General features: G+C 48.5%; 19 protein-coding genes. All 19 read right to left on the bottom strand.

Going from position 1 to position 18,826, the window contains the following annotated elements:
* Positions 1 to 23: 23 nt before the first annotated feature.
* Entirely contained in the window at positions 24 to 827 is an 804-nt protein-coding gene (locus M0R70_08625; GenBank protein ID MCK9419424.1) for an SAM-dependent chlorinase/fluorinase, read from the bottom strand.
* 136 nt (positions 828 to 963) lie between these two features.
* Positions 964 to 1,644 carry a dethiobiotin synthase gene (gene bioD / locus M0R70_08630; protein MCK9419425.1) on the bottom strand — a complete coding sequence of 227 codons (681 nt, stop codon included), beginning with the start codon at positions 1,642 to 1,644 and terminating at the stop codon, positions 964 to 966.
* Between the two features lie 67 nt (positions 1,645 to 1,711).
* The gene (locus M0R70_08635; protein ID MCK9419426.1) at positions 1,712 to 2,443 is read right to left on the bottom strand and encodes an SDR family NAD(P)-dependent oxidoreductase; all 732 of its coding nucleotides are present in this window, start codon (positions 2,441 to 2,443) and stop codon (positions 1,712 to 1,714) included.
* On the bottom strand, positions 2,444 to 3,601 hold the full coding sequence (gene bioF / locus M0R70_08640) for an 8-amino-7-oxononanoate synthase (protein ID MCK9419427.1): 1,158 nt from the start codon (positions 3,599 to 3,601) through the stop codon (positions 2,444 to 2,446).
* Between the two features lie 235 nt (positions 3,602 to 3,836).
* Positions 3,837 to 4,655: a 6-carboxyhexanoate--CoA ligase gene (locus M0R70_08645; GenBank protein MCK9419428.1), complete on the bottom strand. Its 819-nt coding sequence runs from the start codon at positions 4,653 to 4,655 to the stop codon at positions 3,837 to 3,839.
* Positions 4,656 to 4,659: 4 nt separating this feature from the next.
* Positions 4,660 to 5,643, bottom strand: a complete 984-nt coding sequence (bioB, locus tag M0R70_08650; protein ID MCK9419429.1) for a biotin synthase BioB — start codon at positions 5,641 to 5,643, stop codon at positions 4,660 to 4,662.
* 280 nt (positions 5,644 to 5,923) lie between these two features.
* The gene (locus tag M0R70_08655; GenBank protein MCK9419430.1) at positions 5,924 to 7,393 is read right to left on the bottom strand and encodes a phosphomannomutase/phosphoglucomutase; all 1,470 of its coding nucleotides are present in this window, start codon (positions 7,391 to 7,393) and stop codon (positions 5,924 to 5,926) included.
* Between the two features lie 16 nt (positions 7,394 to 7,409).
* Positions 7,410 to 7,808: a four helix bundle protein gene (locus tag M0R70_08660; GenBank protein MCK9419431.1), complete on the bottom strand. Its 399-nt coding sequence runs from the start codon at positions 7,806 to 7,808 to the stop codon at positions 7,410 to 7,412.
* A gap of 42 nt (positions 7,809 to 7,850) precedes the next feature.
* Entirely contained in the window at positions 7,851 to 9,353 is a 1,503-nt protein-coding gene (locus tag M0R70_08665; protein ID MCK9419432.1) for a mannose-1-phosphate guanylyltransferase/mannose-6-phosphate isomerase, read from the bottom strand.
* 153 nt (positions 9,354 to 9,506) lie between these two features.
* The gene (locus M0R70_08670) at positions 9,507 to 10,685 is read right to left on the bottom strand and encodes a glycosyltransferase family 4 protein (protein ID MCK9419433.1); all 1,179 of its coding nucleotides are present in this window, start codon (positions 10,683 to 10,685) and stop codon (positions 9,507 to 9,509) included.
* Positions 10,675 to 11,559, bottom strand: coding sequence for a GDP-mannose 4,6-dehydratase (locus M0R70_08675; protein MCK9419434.1), 885 nt, complete (start codon positions 11,557 to 11,559; stop codon positions 10,675 to 10,677). Before M0R70_08675 ends, M0R70_08670 begins: the two co-directional genes overlap by 11 nt.
* A 44-nt stretch (positions 11,560 to 11,603) precedes the next feature.
* Positions 11,604 to 12,638, bottom strand: coding sequence for a GDP-mannose 4,6-dehydratase (gene gmd, locus M0R70_08680; protein MCK9419435.1), 1,035 nt, complete (start codon positions 12,636 to 12,638; stop codon positions 11,604 to 11,606).
* 196 nt (positions 12,639 to 12,834) lie between these two features.
* Positions 12,835 to 14,637: a glycosyltransferase family 2 protein gene (locus M0R70_08685; GenBank protein ID MCK9419436.1), complete on the bottom strand. Its 1,803-nt coding sequence runs from the start codon at positions 14,635 to 14,637 to the stop codon at positions 12,835 to 12,837.
* Between the two features lie 166 nt (positions 14,638 to 14,803).
* The gene (locus M0R70_08690; protein ID MCK9419437.1) at positions 14,804 to 15,520 is read right to left on the bottom strand and encodes a transaldolase; all 717 of its coding nucleotides are present in this window, start codon (positions 15,518 to 15,520) and stop codon (positions 14,804 to 14,806) included.
* Positions 15,507 to 16,121 carry an HAD-IIIA family hydrolase gene (locus M0R70_08695; GenBank protein ID MCK9419438.1) on the bottom strand — a complete coding sequence of 205 codons (615 nt, stop codon included), beginning with the start codon at positions 16,119 to 16,121 and terminating at the stop codon, positions 15,507 to 15,509. The genes M0R70_08690 and M0R70_08695 overlap by 14 nt, the downstream gene beginning before the upstream one ends.
* Complete coding sequence (locus M0R70_08700) at positions 16,122 to 16,727, bottom strand: SIS domain-containing protein (GenBank protein ID MCK9419439.1); 606 nt, start codon at positions 16,725 to 16,727, stop codon at positions 16,122 to 16,124. It abuts the gene before it with no gap.
* Complete coding sequence (locus M0R70_08705; GenBank protein ID MCK9419440.1) at positions 16,720 to 17,460, bottom strand: nucleotidyltransferase family protein; 741 nt, start codon at positions 17,458 to 17,460, stop codon at positions 16,720 to 16,722. Before M0R70_08705 ends, M0R70_08700 begins: the two co-directional genes overlap by 8 nt.
* Positions 17,460 to 18,443, bottom strand: a complete 984-nt coding sequence (locus tag M0R70_08710) for a galactokinase (GenBank protein ID MCK9419441.1) — start codon at positions 18,441 to 18,443, stop codon at positions 17,460 to 17,462. Before M0R70_08710 ends, M0R70_08705 begins: the two co-directional genes overlap by 1 nt.
* Positions 18,440 to 18,826 (bottom strand): GtrA family protein, encoded by a 387-nt coding sequence (locus M0R70_08715; protein MCK9419442.1) that lies wholly within the window; start codon positions 18,824 to 18,826, stop codon positions 18,440 to 18,442. The genes M0R70_08710 and M0R70_08715 overlap by 4 nt, the downstream gene beginning before the upstream one ends.

Genomic DNA, 18,826 nt, shown 5'->3' on the forward strand with positions numbered 1-18,826 from the left:
ATTATGCTGCGGAAAACGCATCGTCAGCGGGAAACCATGAGTCGTACGGCTTCTCCCCGTTTGACTGACAACGCTGTTTTGGCGTTTTGTTTAAACATGAATATTTCGAGCGCACCCGAGCTGTTGATGATGGCGCCGGGCGCTCCGGGCGCGGACTCGGCATAGTATTTACTGAGTCCCTTGATGTCCTTGCCGGCTAAACTGACGGACGTGACGCCCAGGTCCACTCCCTCCGGGAAAAGCGCCTTGATGTCCTCGTAGGTTATATTGGTAATAATATTGCCGTACCGGTCGATGTGGACAATATGACCCTCGATCCCATTCGGCGTTGTTTTCGGCGCAGGGATGTTCAGCTTCATGTAGTCCGTGATTTCTTCGCCGAAGTTTCCTGAGGCGATCCCCTTTGAAAGCCATCCTGCAACCGGTGCGAAAATGTCTCTCCCGTGGAACGTCGGCCCGGGTTTTGGGAGAAAATAGTGGGCCGAGGTGATATGATGCACCCTGATACGCTCCGCTTCCTGGTAGATCAGGCTGAACACGCCATTATCAGGGCCGACGAAGTAGTAACTTTCGGTCACGGCAATGATCGGCTTCCTGCCGCTGCCCACACCGGGATCCACAACCGCGAGGTGCACCGTACCCTTCGGGAAGTGGCTATAGGCCGATCTCAGGATATACGCAGCCTCCCAGATATCCTGAGGGCTGATCTCGTTGGATATATCGACGATCTGCGCCTGGGGGTTGGTCTTAAAGATGACCCCTTTCATGCTTGCCGCAAAGCCATCTTTACTGCCGTAATCAGTTGTCAGAGTTATAATGGCGGACATCTATCCCCCGGTTCAATGTATAACGTTGTTCTTTTGCTAATTGAGAATGAATATATCAGGCTGAATTTGCTTTGTCAATCCAAGATATGATCATGTCAAGATATGATCATGCCTGTCGCTCTTGTTGCAAAGAACCTTATCGTATGATCTCATCGAGCAAATCGCCGAATCTGCGGGAACCATACGGTATGATCCCCGCTATCCGTACCCTGGACATCTTTTCCATCACTCCCGGACTTGTCTTTTCAGCTGATCCTGATTTCTGGTCCAGGGCATAATTGATCACAATACCGGCAATCCGTATCTTTCGCCCCCTGAGTGCTGCAATAGTGAGTAGCGTGTGATTGATCGTACCGAGACCTGGGCGTGCAACGATCAAGACGGGAAGACCCAGTTTTTTTGCAAGATCAAGATAGGTATAGGTACCGGACAGCGGCGACATGATGCCTCCCGCCCCTTCGACGATCATGAAATCATGCCTGTTGGAGAGCAGTTGAAATGCGTTGATAATTTTCGAAGGATCGATTGTTTTTATTCCCAGTTCAGCGGCCACCGCCGGAGCAAGCGGCCGTCTGAATCTGCAGGGGTTTACGAGTGAAAGCGGGTCCTTCACCCGCGCCGATTTCATCAACCGGAGCGCGTCCCCGGGTATCAGCCGGCCGGCGCGCGTGCGGCAACCTGTTTCCGCGGGTTTCATCACGCCTACGTCCACACCCCGGCAGGTTAGAGCTGCTGCAATGCCGGCGGCCACATATGTTTTGCCGACACCCGTATCGGTTCCGGTAACGAAAAGACCTTTTATCCTATTTATAATCATCACGCACGCTTGCAGCTAATCGCTCATTTTTTTTATGGCTTAAGATCTACGAACTATGAGCCATGAGCTAAATTATCCTGCTGTCCAGATTAAACACCTGTCCCGACACGTTGTTCATCAGGGAAAGATGATAGATGAAGTCCGCTACTTCATGAGGGTCGGATGCCTTGCCGAGAACATTCTCTTTCAGGATACGATCATGAACAGCATCCGGCAGGTTACTACCCATGTCTGTCGGCAAATAGCCGGGCAGCACGGCATTGACCTTGATATTGAAGGGACCAAGCTCTCTTGCCGATGCTTTGGTCAACCCGAGAAGACCGGCCTTTGCCGATGAATAGTTCGCCTGCCCTTCCCTTCCCTGCAAACCGACAATGGATGAAATGTTGATAATGTGTCCGTTGCGTTGTTTGATCATCTGGTGAGCTGCAGCCCGAATACAGTGGAATGGTCCTTTGAGGTTGGTATTGACCACATCATCCCAGTCTTCCCCTGTCATGCGAAGCATTATCCCGTCCTTGGTCAGAGCGGCATTGTTTATCAGAACATCGACAGCACCCCAGCGTTTTATGGTATCTCTCGTCATTGTGTCAACTTCAACCTGATTTTTAACATCTGCCTTATAACATGTTGATTCTCCGCCATTATGAGACACTTCATCTGCCACGGCCCGTGCTGCCTGTTCATTCGACAAAAAGTTAACGACTACTCTTTCACCTGCCCTTCCGAAACAGAGGGCAATCTCCCTGCCGAGGCCCCTTGAGGCTCCGGTGATGATAATTACCCGTTTACGGGCCATTTAAAGATACCCTTCCTGTTTAAGTTTTCTGAAAATATCAAGCGCTGAATCAATATCTTCCCCGGTATGAGCAGCCGTAACCGTGGTCCTTATTCGCGCGGCATTGGCCGGCACCGTGGGAGGACGGATCGCGGGGACGTAAATGCCGTATTCGAACAATTTCTCCGCTGCTGTAAGCGCCCGGACGGGATCGCCGATGATGATGGGGATGATGGGCGTTTCGGAATTCCCTGTACTGATCCCGATCGATTTGAGGCCGTTGACAAACCTGCTGCGGTTTTTCCAGAGCTTGTCCCTGAGTTCCGGTTCCTGCTCGACAATATCGATCGCCGCGAGCGACGCCGCGCAGACCGAAGGCGGCAAAGCAGTGCTGTAGATAAAACTTCTTGCCTGGTTGATGAGCATATTGATGAGGTCTTTACTTCCCGCGGCATACGCCCCGAATGAACCAAATGCCTTTCCGAGCGTACCCATCTGGATATGGACGCGGCCGGAGAGCCCTAAATGCTCGACCGTCCCCCTGCCCGTTTCCCCGAGTACGCCGGCGCCGTGGGCGTCATCAACCATGAGTATCGCGTCATATTTTTCGGCAAGGGTTAGGAGGTCCTGGAGCGGCGCAATGTCACCATCCATGCTGAAAACGCCATCGGTGACGATAAGCTTTCGTCCGGCGTTCCGGCCTTTTTTTAAAAACGTCTCGACCTGCCCCGCATCCTTGTGACGATATACCCTTACCTCCGCCTTGCTCAAACGGCAGCCGTCGATGATGCTCGCATGGTTCAGACTGTCGCTCAGGATCATGTCTCCGGTCCCTGCGATCGCAGGGATAATGCCGGTATTAGCAGCATATCCGGAGTTGAAAACGAGCGCTGCCTCCGCACCCTTGAAGCGCGCAATTCTATCCTCAAGAGCCTGATGCAGCCGGCTCGTTCCCGAAATAAGTCTCGACGCTCCTGCTCCGAAGCCGTAGCGCTCCATCGCCTGCACGGCGGCCTGACGCAATGAAGGGTGATTTGCGAGGCCAAGGTAGTCGTTGGAGCACAGAAGCAGCATTTCCCTGTTGTGAATCGTTATCCGGCTTCCGCTATAAGAGTCAACAATCCTGAGTCGCCGCAGGAGGTGCTGCTCATCTAATTGTGACAGCTCGTGTTCAAACATAGATATTCCTTGTTATGGCAGAAATCACCGAGGGGATCAAGCATTAGCGAGGCGTTGCCTCAGACCAACGAGTCATGCAAAAACCCCCTCACCCCAACCCTCTCCCCGATGGGGCGAGGGAGTTTTTTCTTTCCTCTCCCATCAGGGGAGAGGATGAAGGTGAGGGGTGGTTGCATGTCATCTTAATAAATTTACTCCAAATTAAGGATGAGACGTAGTAATAGTTTCTAGTGCACTATCGATATTTCTTGAAATAATCAGCAGGTTCAATAGCAGGCCGGCACTCGCCGCTGTCCGCGATCAACACTGCTTCAGCCTGAAGATATCTGATGAATGCATCCAAGTCCAGGGTGTTCCTATCGACAAAAAATACCCTTCCACCGTTCATATCGCCCGGTAATTTCAACATTGGGAAACGGACATACCCAATGCTCCGGGAAGCCACGTATCCCGCAGTATAATCGGGATCGTCAGACCAGCAGAGTTCGGCAACCATGCCGGGCGCGTATGCGACTTTGGTGGCGAGGGCCAGGGCCTCATGGGTGCGGAAGTGCGTGAGGCCTATCGCTGCAAGCTTTCTGGTTATGGTTACAAGCGCTTCATCGGTCCAATCGAACCGTGATGCCCGAACACCCCGCTCATGATCGGGTTCCAACCGTTCGCCGGTGCGCATGTCAATGATCATGGCGCCGCGCATGGAGTTGCCATGAGGCGTTGCGCCATTGCAAAGATGATTGATCGCGGCCATGGCAGCCGGTTCCGATATGTCCAGTGACTGTAATATCCTGAAAGCGACTGAACGCCCTGCGGTCATATCGGGTGTTTTGATGGTGACAAGATCAAGTGCGGTCAGCGTAGTGAACGGTATGTTTTCGAGACGATCAATGGTTATCACGATCTGTTCAGGCGTGAAATTCTTGTTCCGGGCACGCGTAACGAGCGTCTGCACGGCAGCATCTAATTTTTCCGAAGAGATGATCCGCTCAGCGCCTGAGACATGTTTATTCCCGACTGATGCCCGCATGCGGATGCTGTAGAGGTTGTACTGTTCCATATGATCAGTGGGTGAGACCCAGGTCCCGAACCATCTTGAGGTCTTCTTCCGGGTCCAGTCCCGAGGTCGTTAGATAATTGCCGATCATGAAACCGTCCGCGCCTGCCGCAAATATGAGTGGATGGAGCCGGCCAAGCGTCGTTCCCCTGCCCGCACAAACGCGTATTTCCTTCCGGGGCAGGACCAGACGGAACAGGGCAAGTGAATGAAGCGCCTCAAGCGGCGTAATGGCAGTCACGTTCTCAAGCGGCGTACCCATGATGGGCATCAGGAAATTGATCGGCACCGAATCAACATCGAGCTCGCGCAGGGTGAATGCCATTTTGATCCGGTCCTCCATGCTTTCTCCCATTCCGAGTATGCCGCCGCTGCAGGCAGAGAGGCCAAGAAAACGGGCATTCCTGAGGACTTCAAGCCGTTCATCGAAACCATGGGTCGTGCATATGCGGGGAAAAAACTCCCGTGAGGTTTCGATATTATGGTGGTACCGTTCCAGTCCGGCATCTTTCAGGTACGAAAGCTGGTCTCGGGTAAGCGTACCGAGCGTTGCGCAGGGTGAAAGGCCGCTATCGCGGACCCGTTGTATTCCCCTTGCGATATTTTCGAGGTCACGGTGTGAATCAATGCCGCGGCCGCTCGTGACGATGCAAAATCTTTTTGCTCCGTTCATTTTTGAGCTTGCCGCCGCCTCGGCAATGCGATCAACGGATATAAGAGGATAGACCGGAGCTCCGGTGGAGTGATGGACCGATTGCGCGCAATAGGAGCAATCTTCACTGCACGCCCCTGACTTGGCATTCACAATTGAGCAGATATCCACAGCCTCTCCACGGAAATGTCCGCGTACCCTTCCCGCGGCTGCGAACAGGTCCCAGAGATCAGCGCCCTTTGCCTGCGATAACTCAGAGACCATGCCATAGTCTATATTCTTGCCACTCAGAACCCTGTCAAGGACATCTGAGATACGTTGCTTCATCGGCATTGACATGGATTATCTTTACCTTATACAGACGGGTTTGTCAACCAATATTAGGCCGTCAGGTTAACAATGGTGGGGTTAACTTCTTTGGGGAAATAGGGTTTTACCATATATTATCCGTCTCATAATTGTATTGACATAACTTTTTGTCATCCCCGAATGCCTCTATCAGGGATATGGTTTTAACACCAGATTCCCGATTAAACCTTCGGGAATGACAGTTTGATTATGTAGTTTCTATTTTGAGACGATTAATAGACTGAAAAAACTGTTGGATGAAAGATGGTTGTTATTTCAGGCCGGCGACTATGGTATTCACCTGCTGCTCCATCATTGATCTGATGGTCTCCAGGGATGCGGGATCGTTTGCCTCAAAGCGCATGACCAGAACGGGCTGGGTGTTAGAGGCGCGAATGAGACCCCAACCCTTCTCGAATATTGCACGCACACCATCCACGGTTATTACCTCCCGGGGTCTTTGCGAGAGGCCGTGTCCGGAAAGAAAGGCCTCTTTTACCTTCTCTACGACCTTAAATTTTATATTATCAGGACAATCAAAACGGATCTCGGGTGTATTAAAGGTCCTGGGGAGGTCCGCGAGCAAGGTGCTGAGCGATGCGCCGGCGCCCTTATCGGACTTCAGGTTCTTGAGTATTTCGACGATTCGGCAGGCGGCATAGATTGCGTCATCATATCCGAAATACCGGTCGGCAAAGAACAGATGCCCGCTCATCTCGCCTGCCATCGCGGCGTGGAGCTCTTTCATTTTTGCCTTGATCAATGAATGGCCTGTTTTCCACATGACTGCATTGCCGCCATGCGCCCGTATGTCATCATACATGATCTGGGAGCATTTGACCTCTGACACGAACGTGGCGCCCGGTCGTTCGCGCAGGATATCGCGGGAGAAGATGATCATAAGCTGGTCGCCCCAAAGGATGTTCCCTCTTTCATCTACGACGCCGATCCGGTCCGAATCGCCGTCGAACGCGATACCCGCATCGGCCTTCTCTGTTCTGACGGTATCTATCAATGTTGCAATATTTCCGGGGATTGTCGGGTCCGGATGGTGGTTGGGGAACCTTCCGTCCGGCGCGGTAAAGAGCTCGATCACTTCACAGTTCATGCTGCGAATGATCTCGGGAGCGGCGAGCCCGGCAGTGCCGTTACCTGAATCGAGAACGATCTTGAGGCGTGGACCGGTTACCCCGGCAAACAGGTCTTTTAGATGCTTCACGTAATTGGGAAGAATAGGATAATGGGTGACAATGAGGTCATGGGTGATAGGCGATGGTTTGGATTGCTCTTTTCCATGACCTATCAACAATGAGCCCTGAGCTGATGTATCCGCCCCTTCCATGATCCGCCGAATCTTCTGGATCTCTTCTCCATAGATGGTTTCCTTGCCCACGCACAGTTTGAACCCGTTGAACTCGGATGGATTATGACTTCCCGTGATCATCACCCCTGCGCCCTGCTTCAGGTGATAGAGTGAAAAGTAGAGCGCCGGCGTCGGACAGAGACCGATCACCGTAACGTCCACGTCGGCCCTGGTGAGGCCTCGCACAATGTCGTCGCAGAGCCGTGGAGAGCTCAGGCGCGCATCGTATCCCACGATCACGGTACTGATCCCTTTGGGCCTCAGGTAGGAGGCAAAAGCCTTTCCCATCTCCTCAATGACCGGTGAGGTAAGATCGCGATCCGCGATACCGCGAATGTCATATTCACGGAAGATGTCGTTGTTTAAAAGAGCGTTCATAGTTCATGGCTCATGGTTATTGGTTATTGGATCGCTTGCTTTTCAGCGATCGTATTAGGGCAGAAATCATTTTCCCAATCTCAACCGACAGCTTCTTCATTGCTCGAAGTTCCTGATCGGTAACCCATCCGCTTCGTGAGAATAGGATCAATTGCGTTATGGACTCGTACAATGAACCGCGCGCAATATACAAGTACTGCACAAACTCTTTGTTTGAGTACCTTCCACAACCTTCAGCAATATTAGAAGGGACTGATACGGCAGAAGCTTCGCAGTTCTCAATTAATCGATAATGTTTTCGATCCGTTTCAATCTTTTCAATCAAATGCAACACTTTATGGGCATAGTCAACCGATTTCTGCCATACATCGAGTTTCTCAAAACTGAACATGACATTGTCAGCCGGCTCATCCATTTTTGCATCCTTTATGAACCATGAACTATGAACCATGAACCGTTACGGAAGCGTCGGCAGGGATTTTATTGTTTTGCCATCGTGCCGGTTATAGTCGTCATCAAGGCGGACGATATCGTCCTCTTCAAGATATTCGCCGTTCTGGACTTCAATGATCTGGACCGGGATCTTGCCTGGATTTTCGAGGCGGTGCTTCGTTGACATGGGGATATAGGTGCTTTCGTTCGGATGCACATCGTAGACATTCTCGCCGTTAGTCACCCTCGCGGTCCCGGAAACCACGACCCAGTGCTCGCTCCGGTGGTTGTGAAGCTGATGGGAAAGCTTTGTTCCAGGATTGATGACAAGACGTTTGATCTTGTAATGATCGCCTTCTTCCAGGATCGTATAGGAACCCCAGGGCCGGTGGACAGTGAGGTGGATCAGGTGTTCGCCGGTTTTGCGTTTTTTGAGTTCTTCGACCACTTTTTTAACGTCTTGCGCCCGGTCCTTACTGCAGACCAGCGTTGCGTCAGGAGTGTCCACGACAACGACATCCTTCAAACCGATCGTAGCGACCAGCCGTTTTTCAGCATAAATGATGGAATCACGGCTGTCAATATCGATCACATTGCCGACAATGACGTTTCCTGACGTGTCGCGGTCCGAAACATCGTCCAGCGCGGTCCAGCTTCCCACGTCCGACCAACCGATGTCGGCGGGGATGACCGCGGCCCGATCGGTATTTTCCATGACAGCGTAATCGATTGAGATGGATTCGAGTTTTTTAAAGACCTGCGTGATCACTTCGGTTTCCTTGTCCGTGCCGATGTTCTTCTGGATCTCCATCAACCCCTTATGGAGTGAGGGCGCATGCTTTTCGATCTCTTGAAGAAGTACACGTATTTTCCAGACAAAGATGCCGCTGTTCCAGTAATAGTTCCCTTTCCTGAGATATTCCCTGGCCGTATCAATATTCGGTTTCTCGACAAAGGCTTCCACCTTGCATACTTCCGATCTATTATCACCATCAGCGACAAGCCATGAGCCATGAGCTATCTTCTCTCCTGCATTGATGTATCCGTAGCCGGTCTCCGGTCGGTCAGGTTTTATCCCGAGCGTGACCAGATAGTTGTCAGCCGCCGCATTCCCCGCGATGCGAAGCAAACGCAGAAATTCGTCTGCCTTACGGACCGAATGATCAGCGGAAAACACAACCATGATCCCTTCAGGATCGATCCTGTTCAGATGCAGCGCAGCGAGTCCCAAAGCAGGAGCGGTGTTCTTTGCCTCAGGCTCAAGGATGAAGTTCCTGTCCCAGGTCTCGCCGAATTTGGAGGACAGCTGCGTGTTGATGGCGTCCGACAAACCATGGTTCGTAACAACGAAGATATCTTCCCTTTTGATGAGCGGCAAGACACGTTTTACCGTCTCCTGGATGAGCGTGTCCTCGGCGCCGATCTTGAGCAGCTGCTTCGGCATCTTCTCCCGGGAGAGCGGCCAGAACCGTGTGCCTGAACCGCCGGCCATGATGACCGCAAAAATATGATGTTGACCTTTTTGCACAAATGCCCCTTTGGGATGATCGCCGTTATGGAAGGATGATCATCAACGAGTTAAAATGTGCCTCATAATAATATAGACAACCATTTTTGTCAACCCAAGTGATTAGTAATTAGTGATGAGTGACTGGCATGATCACCTATTACTTATTACCCATTACGTTTTATTCGAGATGTGTTGCTTCAAAGCTTGGCCAACAAAATCCTTGAATTCCCTTTTAAACCGCTCCGCGTTGAAGCGGAGAGCGTTTTCGCGAATATGTTTCCCCTCAAACGCATCCCGGCTCTTTTCAAATATGCTGACTGCATTCTGCAGCGACTCAATGGTCTGCTCGGAGAATAAAATGCCCGTAGGAGCGGAATGTTCCTCATTCCCAGGGGGAATGACCGTTTCCAGGGAACCACCTCTGCCGAAAGCTATGACCGGGGTCCCGCATGCCTGCGCCTCGACCGTGACGATGCCGAAATCCTCTTCCGCGGCGTAGACAAAGGCCCTGGCCTTTTGCATATACTCCTTCAGAACCGAAGACGGCTGATACCCGAGAAGTTCGATGTTCCTGCCGGCGACTGACCGTATCTTCGCGTAATCGGGGCCATCGCCTATTACAATCAGCTTCTTGTCGGGCATCCGTGAAAAGGATTCCACGATCAGCTTGACTTTCTTATACGGGACCATCCTGGATGCGGTAAGGTAATACCCTTCCTTTTTTGTGGATGGCACAAAGGTGTCAACATCCACCGGCGGATAAATAACGGTTGCTTCTTTGCCATATACTCTTTGTATCCTCCGTGCGATACAGTGTGAGATCGCGATAAAGTGGTCCACCCTGTTCGCAGAGGCAACATCCCACATCCGGACATAGTGAAGGACCATTCGGGCGATAATTCCCTTCAGTCCCCTGTCAAGCCCCGATTCGTGCAGATATTGTTGATACAGGTCCCATGCATAACGCATGGGGGTATAGCAATAACAGACATGCAGTTGGCGATCATGGGTCAAAACGCCTTTTGCAACAGCGTGTGACGATGATATGACCAGATCATAGGCTGAAAGGTCGAACTGCTCGATGGCAAGGGGCATGAACGGAAGATAGCTTCGGTATTTCTTCTTTGCAAAGGGAAAAGACTGGAGGAAGGACGTTTTGACCTGTTTGTTGAGGATGAACGCCCTCTGTCCCTGCGGAATAAAATCGATGAGGCTGTACAGATCCGCTTCGGGATACAAGGAGAGTATCTGTTCAAGGGCCCGTTCCGCACCGGCATAGGTGACCAGCCAGTCATGGACGATGGCGGTCTTCACTGGTCCATGACCTTGTACGGCGATCCTATGGCGCATAGAACATCCACTTCAATGTCTCCTCAATGGGATACGGTTTCAACTCGCCTATGAAAGAAACCAATTTTTTATTTGAGCCGATGAGCGTTTTTACTTCGTTCTTACGGACAAAATCCGGATTAATTTTTGTTCGTAACTCATGTTTGGCGATGGAACTCATCTTTTGCAAAATGTCCTTGAGGGAATCTCCCCTGCCGGAGCAGATATTCACGATCTCCAAGGATGTATTGCATTCCATCAGTTCTTTATAAACAGACGCAACGAAACGCACATCGGAAAAATCCCGGACCACATCGAGATTTCCGAGTTCGATCTCCTGCTTTCCTTCTTTAAAATGACTTACGATCTTCGGAATGAGAAATTGACCGCCCTGCCCTATCCCGGTGTAGTTAAACGGCCTTGTTATCAGAATATTCAGGCGATCAAAATAGGTCCTTGCTTTGAACTCCATGGCAAGTTTGCTGATCGCATAATGGTTTACCGGAACCGGGCAAATGGTCTCGTCGATTATGTCAGTTGGAGGATTACCGTAAACATTTGCGCTGCTGGCCAGTACAATTTTATCAGGTTTGAGTCCGATCTCAAGCAAAGCTTTCAGGATGTTCAGGGTACCGAAGAAATTAATGTCATAAATTTGCCTCACGTCACTGTGCTTGACGAAGGAGATGCCGGCCAGATGGATAATATAGTCAGGCTTGATTGCGTTTAATGCCGCAATAACGTCATCCTTATCAACAATATTACAGGATAGATGCTTCTCGTTTCTGCTCGTCGGGTATACGAGTCCGTAGACATCATACCCCGCTTTCAGCAGCAGCTCTTCGAGATAGATTCCGGTAAAGCCATCGATGCCGGTGATAAGGACTTTTTTCATGATATGGCGGTGATGAATGACGCGTACCAGGCAATGAGTGACTGCTAAAATGAAAAACCGCTTCGATTTCTTCTGATATCGGCTTCCACCATCTTTTTGCAAAGGTCCTCGAGTGATGTTTTTGGCTCCCACCCGAGTTTTAATTTGGCCTTTTGCGGGTTGCCGATCAAAACCTCCACTTCACAAGGTCGATAATACTTGGAATTAACACGGACCATGGTCTTTCCTGTTTTCTTATCAAGACCGATTTCCTTTTCCTGTTTGCCTTTCCACTCAAGAGCTATGCCGATTGTCTTAAAGGCCATTTCGACAAATTGCCGTACCGTTTGGGTCTGGTTTGTGGCAAGCACATAGGTGTCCGGTTTGTCATGCTGGAGCATGCGATACATGCCGTCAACATATTCCTTTGCATATCCCCAGTCCCGTTTGGCATCCATGTTTCCGAGTTCAAGGACGTCAGATTTACCCAGACTGATCTTCGCGACCGCATCGGTGATCTTGCGGGTCACGAACTCTTTTCCGCGTAACGGGGACTCATGATTAAAGAGAATGCCGCTGCAGGCGAATATATCATACGATTCGCTGTAGTTTATCGTGGTCCAATGAGCAAAGAGCTTTGCAACGGCATACGGGCTGCGAGGATAAAACGGAGTCCTCTCGGTCTGGGGAATCTCCTGAACCTTCCCAAACATCTCGGACGTCGACGCCTGATAAAACTTGATCTTAGGATTTACAATGCGGATGGCTTCGAGCAGATGCAATGCGCCGAGACCCGTGATGTTCGCTGTAGTGATCGGCTGTTCAAAAGACACGGCCACGAAGCTCTGGGCGGCAAGATTGTAGACTTCGTCCGGCTTGATATCCGCCAGGAGCCGGATGCTCGCGCTTGCGTCGGTCAGGTCATATTCGACCAGATGCAGGTTCGGGTTGGCGTGAGCGCCTAATTCCTCAAGTCTCCAGAAGTTCACGGAACTTGTTCGCCGATAGGTCCCGTATACTTCGTATCCTTTTGAAAGTAACAGTTCCGTTAGATACGCGCCATCCTGACCGGTGATGCCTGTTATGATCGCTTTTTTCAATAACCCCTCCTAAACGCAGATCTGAATCTGAGGATATATCACCATTATCATATCAATTATCTTTGAAAATCATTACAGATCATCAATAACCATAATGAAGTATACATGAGACGCGTTAATTTGTAAAGTTGTGTATTTGCAGGTGAATTTGAAGGATTACATGGGATAGGAGCGCCTGAATGTAATTAACTAAACCTTATATTCTGATTGAGAAATTTTCACTATCACGAGTGAGGTTCGGGTTGTAATAAGGATCATCAAGCAAGGGCATGTGTTGCCATTTATTTTTATACAATTCAAATTCCCTGAAAAATCGTAATTTTTTTTCTGGTACTTCCTCGTCGCTCCCTCTTGTTTTGGATTCGTAATGATACAATTCCGCATAAGGGGTCCAGACGATTAGATATCCTCTTCCCCTCAATTTCAGGCAATAATCGATGTCGCCGAACGCCAATGGATAATCCTCATCAAAACCACCAACTTTCTCAAAAACCACCTTACGCGTCATGAAGCATGCACCGGTTATAGCAGAGACGTTCTGGACAACTTTCAGCCGCCCCATATAACCATGCGAATCCCTTGGGAAATACCTATGGGCATGACCTGTAATGCCTCGCAAACCCAAAATAATGCCTCCATGCTGAATAGTATCATCAGGATAGTATAATTTGGCGCCGACAGCACCGACATCCTTTCTCTGTGCATGCCCTGCCATCTGCTGCAGCCAGTCCGTGTTGATGATCTCCGTATCATTGTTTAGGAATACAAGCATGCTACCTGAGGAATGGCCGGCCCCATAATTATTTACTGCTGAATAATTGAATGGCTTGTCCCAGACAATGACCTTGATCCGCTTATCCGTACCAAGCTGCTCATAGTAGTGAAAAACTGCCGGATCGGAGCTATTGCTCTCGACAATGATAATTTCATAGTTTGCGTAGGTCAATTTTCCCAAAACGGACTGCACGCATTTTTGGAGGTCAACGAAATTATTGTGATTCGGGATAATAATGGATATAAGAGGTGCGCCATGAATGGCAAAATTGATCTTGTATGAGCCCAAGAATAAACCATCTTCGACTGTTCCGTCAAATCCAATCCTGTCCAAATGATCTGCAACGGCCCTTTTCCCCGCGTCGAATGCGTACAACTTGGCGCTCATATTCATAGCGACAGATGATGCGTGAGATCTCCAGTGATAAAGAACTTTCGAAATATGAACGATTTTCTTTGATTGTTCCGACGCCCGTAGAAATAGATCGTGGTCCTGACTTCCTTCAAACCCCTCCCTGAATGGACCGATCAAGGCCAGTAATTGCTTCGATAGAGCAGTTAAATGACATATATAATTAAAGCTTCGCAATAAATCCGGAGACCAGTCAGGTTTAAACTGAGGCTCCATCCGCTTGGTGCCGTCGTCCGACAGAATATCTTCATCGGAATACAGCAGGTCGGCACCGGGATTTTCATTGATGGCCTTTACAAGCTCAAAGAGTGCAAATGACGCAAGCGTGTCATCATGATCAAGAAATGCGATATAATCCCCGGTAGAAAGAGCAATGGCTTCATTCGAGTTTCCGGCAATCCCTCTATTATTCAAGAGTTTTACAATGATCCGACTCTCATTTGACGCATAGCGCTCCAAGATTGTATTTACATCAAGATCATGATTGCCACCATATGCAATGCAAAGCTCCCAATTTGAGTATGATTGGCTGGCAACAGATTCTATCATGGCAACTAAATACTTTTTGGGCGTGTTATAGGCGGGAACAACGAGGCTGATTTTTGGCATATTCAGGAATGATATATTTCTCTGGTTACGAATTTCCCCTGGTTTCGGTTCATTCTTATTTATCCACAACTGATACCGCTTTTTCTCTGATAAATTATAATACAGCTTGTTCCTTATCTTAGTATATAGATGCGATACACCGTCATTCTTCAGAATTTTAAAACTCTTAACGGAATAGCGAATGATTAATTTGAACGGATTCATAATTGAGGTTGTTACCTTATCCGTAATGTTACAATGACAATCTTTTATTTTTATATTGTATCGAATTTCGTCAGGTAGAAAACGGGCACATCTTTCCAACGATAGTTCGCGAAAGTGTTTGGACAGATGTGCCCGTTGTATATTACGAATCGTTGAGTTTATTTGGCTAAATCACATATCCCGCCGACTGTGCATCATTATAAAACATTTTTACTGTATCAAGCGAAAGTTCACCCAGATCTTTATTGACCATAGCAAGTTTCTTCAGAAGATCATTGGTGACGGTAATGATATGACAACCGCACGCTTCAGCCTGCATAATATTGAGTAGTTCACGTGAACTTGCCCATAAGAGCTCCGCATTAGGGTTTGACTTAAGAACTTCAGCAGACTTTTTCATCATGGGCATTGGGTCACGGCCTGTATCCGCAATCCTTCCTGCAAATACCGATACGATACTCATTATTTTTGGCGACAATGCTTTCGCAACAGCCTCAACCTGTTCTAATGTGAGAATCGCGGTAACATTCAAAGATAAACCATCTGCAGAAAGCTTTTTTATGAGCGGGATTGAGGAGTGTCCTTTTGTATTGGTTATAGGGATCTTAATGTTAACGTTCTTCCCCCAGCTTGCGATTACACGGGCTTCTCGTTCCATTGCATCGAAATCATCGGAAAAAACTTCGAACGAAATAGAGTAATCTGTGATTTCTTTCAACACTGCCTTTGCAAATGCCGGATAATCACTTACCCCGGCTTTTTTCATGAGCGTGGGATTCGTGGTGAAGCCCTTTACTAATCCACTCTTGTGCGCTTCCTTCATGGCTGAAATATCTGCACCGTCAGCATAAAGTTTGATCTTAAGTCCGCTACCTTTTTTCATACTGTACTCCCCTTTCTTTTATCTCATTAGAATAATCGGCAACAATCTGTGTGGCTTTTTTTAGATTTTCTGCGATAAAATCCGGATGGCTCTCTCCTCTATTTTTTATGGAACATTGTTCTTGAATCTGAATGGTCCTTAATCCAAACGATTGTCCACAGACAATATCACTGTCCCGGTCCCCAATGAGCCACGAGTCCTTTAGTGAAAGATAATATTTATCGTTCGCCATGGAAAGAAACAGCGTGCCCGGTTTGCGGCATTGACACGTACCTGTCAATTCAGGGACGATACCGTGAGGATGGTGATAGCAATAATAATAATCGGCAAAATCAATCTGGTGCTCCTCAAATATCCGGTGTATTTTATCATGGATCTCCTTGATGTTCTCCATCGAGGTCTTCCCTTTTGCATAACTTGGCTGATTGGATATGAGAAAAAGCAGGTACCCCATCTTCCTCAAGGTACTGAGGGACTCCAATGTCCACGGGTATATCTCTAGATCTTTAACATGGTGGGGAGATTCAAACTCACCTGTTGATGGATTCCATACAAGACGATTAATAACGCCGTCTCTATCTAGAAATATTGCCTTATGCATTTACTTTACAGATTCCCACTTCATTTCATGTGCTTTCAGAGCGGGATGCGTAACTATCATATGCCAAATGACTCCCTGGAATTCCTCTGTATGTGGCGTTACCGTCTCACTGTTCACCGTCGGGACCAGAACGCAGGCATCAGCTACCTTTGCTGTATATCCCCCGTCTCTTCCCACGATGCCAATGACCTTCGATCCCGTCTCTTTGGCATATTTCAGTGCATGGACCAGATTGGCACTGATATTTTTTTCCGCATTTCCGCCGCCAACGGATAATACGAAAATACAGTCGTTTGCAGTAAGCCTGCTGCCTTTCAACCAATTGACAAAAACCGTATCCCAGCCGTCATCATTGACTCGTGCCGTTAATTCGGAAACGTTATCCGTCGGAGCATATGATTCGATCCCACCGATTTTCCTGAAATCGTTTACCGCATGCCCCGCATTGCCTGCCCCACCACCGACTCCCAATATGAAAAGCCTTCCCTTCTTGCCTCTCGTATCAAGCAGCACATTAACTGCCTTTTCAACTAACCCTTTATCGATTGAACGTGCGATCTCCATGACTTCAGACATGTACATGTCTATGTAATCTCTCTTATTCATCCTGCCGCTCCTCTCTTTGATGGCCATCCATATTCATTATTTTCGGCTCAAGGAGCCGACTTATTTCTTTTATCCCCTGACGGGACCCTATTTCATAGAAACGTTCTGATACCTCGTAACTTGCCATTCGTCCTGTATCTACCACGTCTTTATACAATTCAGCAAGATCAAAAACTGACTCTTTATCTATTCCGGTAAATATGTCCTTGCTCAGCACGGAGAGACCATAATCAATATATTTCATATGGGGGGTAAGGTGCTTCTTATCATATTTCATGATCCTGCCATCCTGGTAAAGGATATTACTCTTGTCCCAGCGGTCTTCATTCCGTAAAATCGTCATCAAGGCTGGTTTTCCGTTCATCTCGAAGGCAGCTTGAACCTTTTTATAGTCGCAATCAAGGTATGAATCGCCATACAGTACAAAAAACGAATCTCCTAACAGGGGCAATGCTTTTTTCAATGATCCACCGGTCCCCAGAAGAACTGGGCCGTCATAGGAATATTCGATCTGAAGATCAAACCTGTCTCCCTTGCCTACAAGGTCATGGATCATTTCTCCGAGATAACCCACACACAGCACGACATGCTCGATGCCTTGTCTCTTCAGAAGATCAAGCTGATGAACAATAAAAGGTTTTCCGGCTATGCCGACCAGCGCTTTGGGTATCTTCTCAGTAATAGGACGAAGACGTGTTGCCAGGCCGCCAGCCAGAATTGCTATTGGGAGCATCAGGACGACATCACCACCTTTGCGCCTTCAAAATCGAAGCGGAAGCGCACTTCTTCCAGGCCGGCAGCTGCCATGATATGACGCAATTTGTTCCGTTCTTTCGCCATGAACATCAAAAAGCCGCCACCGCCCGCTCCCACGAGCTTGCCGCCTACTGCTCCGTTCTTAATCCCCAACTCATACCATTCGTCTATTTTAGGGTTGCTCATCCCCCCGGAACGGCGTTTCTTATGCTCCCAGTGCTCGTGCATCAACTCACCAAAAAGGACTGTATTCCCGGATTCTAATGCTGCCTTGCTGCGGTAGCCTAAATCCTTTACATAGTGCAGGTTGTTAAGCATATCGGCATCGTTATTCTGTGAGCGCACCTTCTGGTCTTTCAAAATACCGCTGGCGCTTCGCGAAAACCCTGTGAAAAACAAAAGCAGTTTATCCTCAAGGTCAAACATGGTATCTATGCTGATGCCTAGGGGTACGGCGGTAACTTTATCATCTTTATGGAACGTAAAACAGGTAATTCCTCCCACGGCAGCAATGTATTGGTCCTGCTTGCCAATGGGCTCTCCGAGTCGATCAATTTCAATGTGGCAGGCCAATTCTGCCAGTTCTTCCTGATGGAGATGGCGCTTGCGGTGAGTATACAGCGCTTTCAGCAGCGCTGTCGTAAAACTCCCTGAAGATCCCAAGCCGGTACCTGCAGGGATATCCGCAAGCGTCGATATTTCAATCTGCGGAGTGCGAAGATTCTGCATGATGAGGGCTTCACGAATAATCTGGTGCTTGATTTCATTGACCTTAGTCACACTTTCAATCGCAGAGTATTTTAGAAAAATACCCTCCACAAAAGGCCGGTTAATGGTTACATAAACATATTTGTCTATAGCCGCTGAAATGAGAAATCCTTCGTGGTCACGATAGTAGGATGGCAAGTCTGTGCCACCACCACCGAGTGTGATGCGCAGAGGACTACGAGCGATAATCATAATTTCCCCCCCTTAAAAACCCAGTAGTTCATTAATAAATATCCTGTGATCATGGTCGACATTACTCCAAAAAAAGCGCTGATATAAAAATTAATTCCATACATCTCGTAGCAGAGTCCGATAATTCCTAATTGAACGAAATAGTTCAGCAAAGCAACGGACATGTAGCGCGAGACCTGGTGCCAGAATTTCGTTCCTCCGGCATTAAAAGTTATTTTTCTATTCCCCAGAAAATGAAAAACAATCGCAGCTGTATAAGCAACTGCAACTGCTGCACGATACGGCAGGCCCGCAAAGCCGAAGCAAATCCATAAAAGTGCATAGTAAATAATAAATGTCAAGCAACCAATTAATAAAAAATGAGAAATCTTACGATAATCCAT

The organism is Nitrospirota bacterium (genome assembly GCA_023229435.1).
In the GTDB taxonomy this organism is placed as follows: Bacteria; Nitrospirota; UBA9217; order UBA9217; family UBA9217; genus JALNZF01.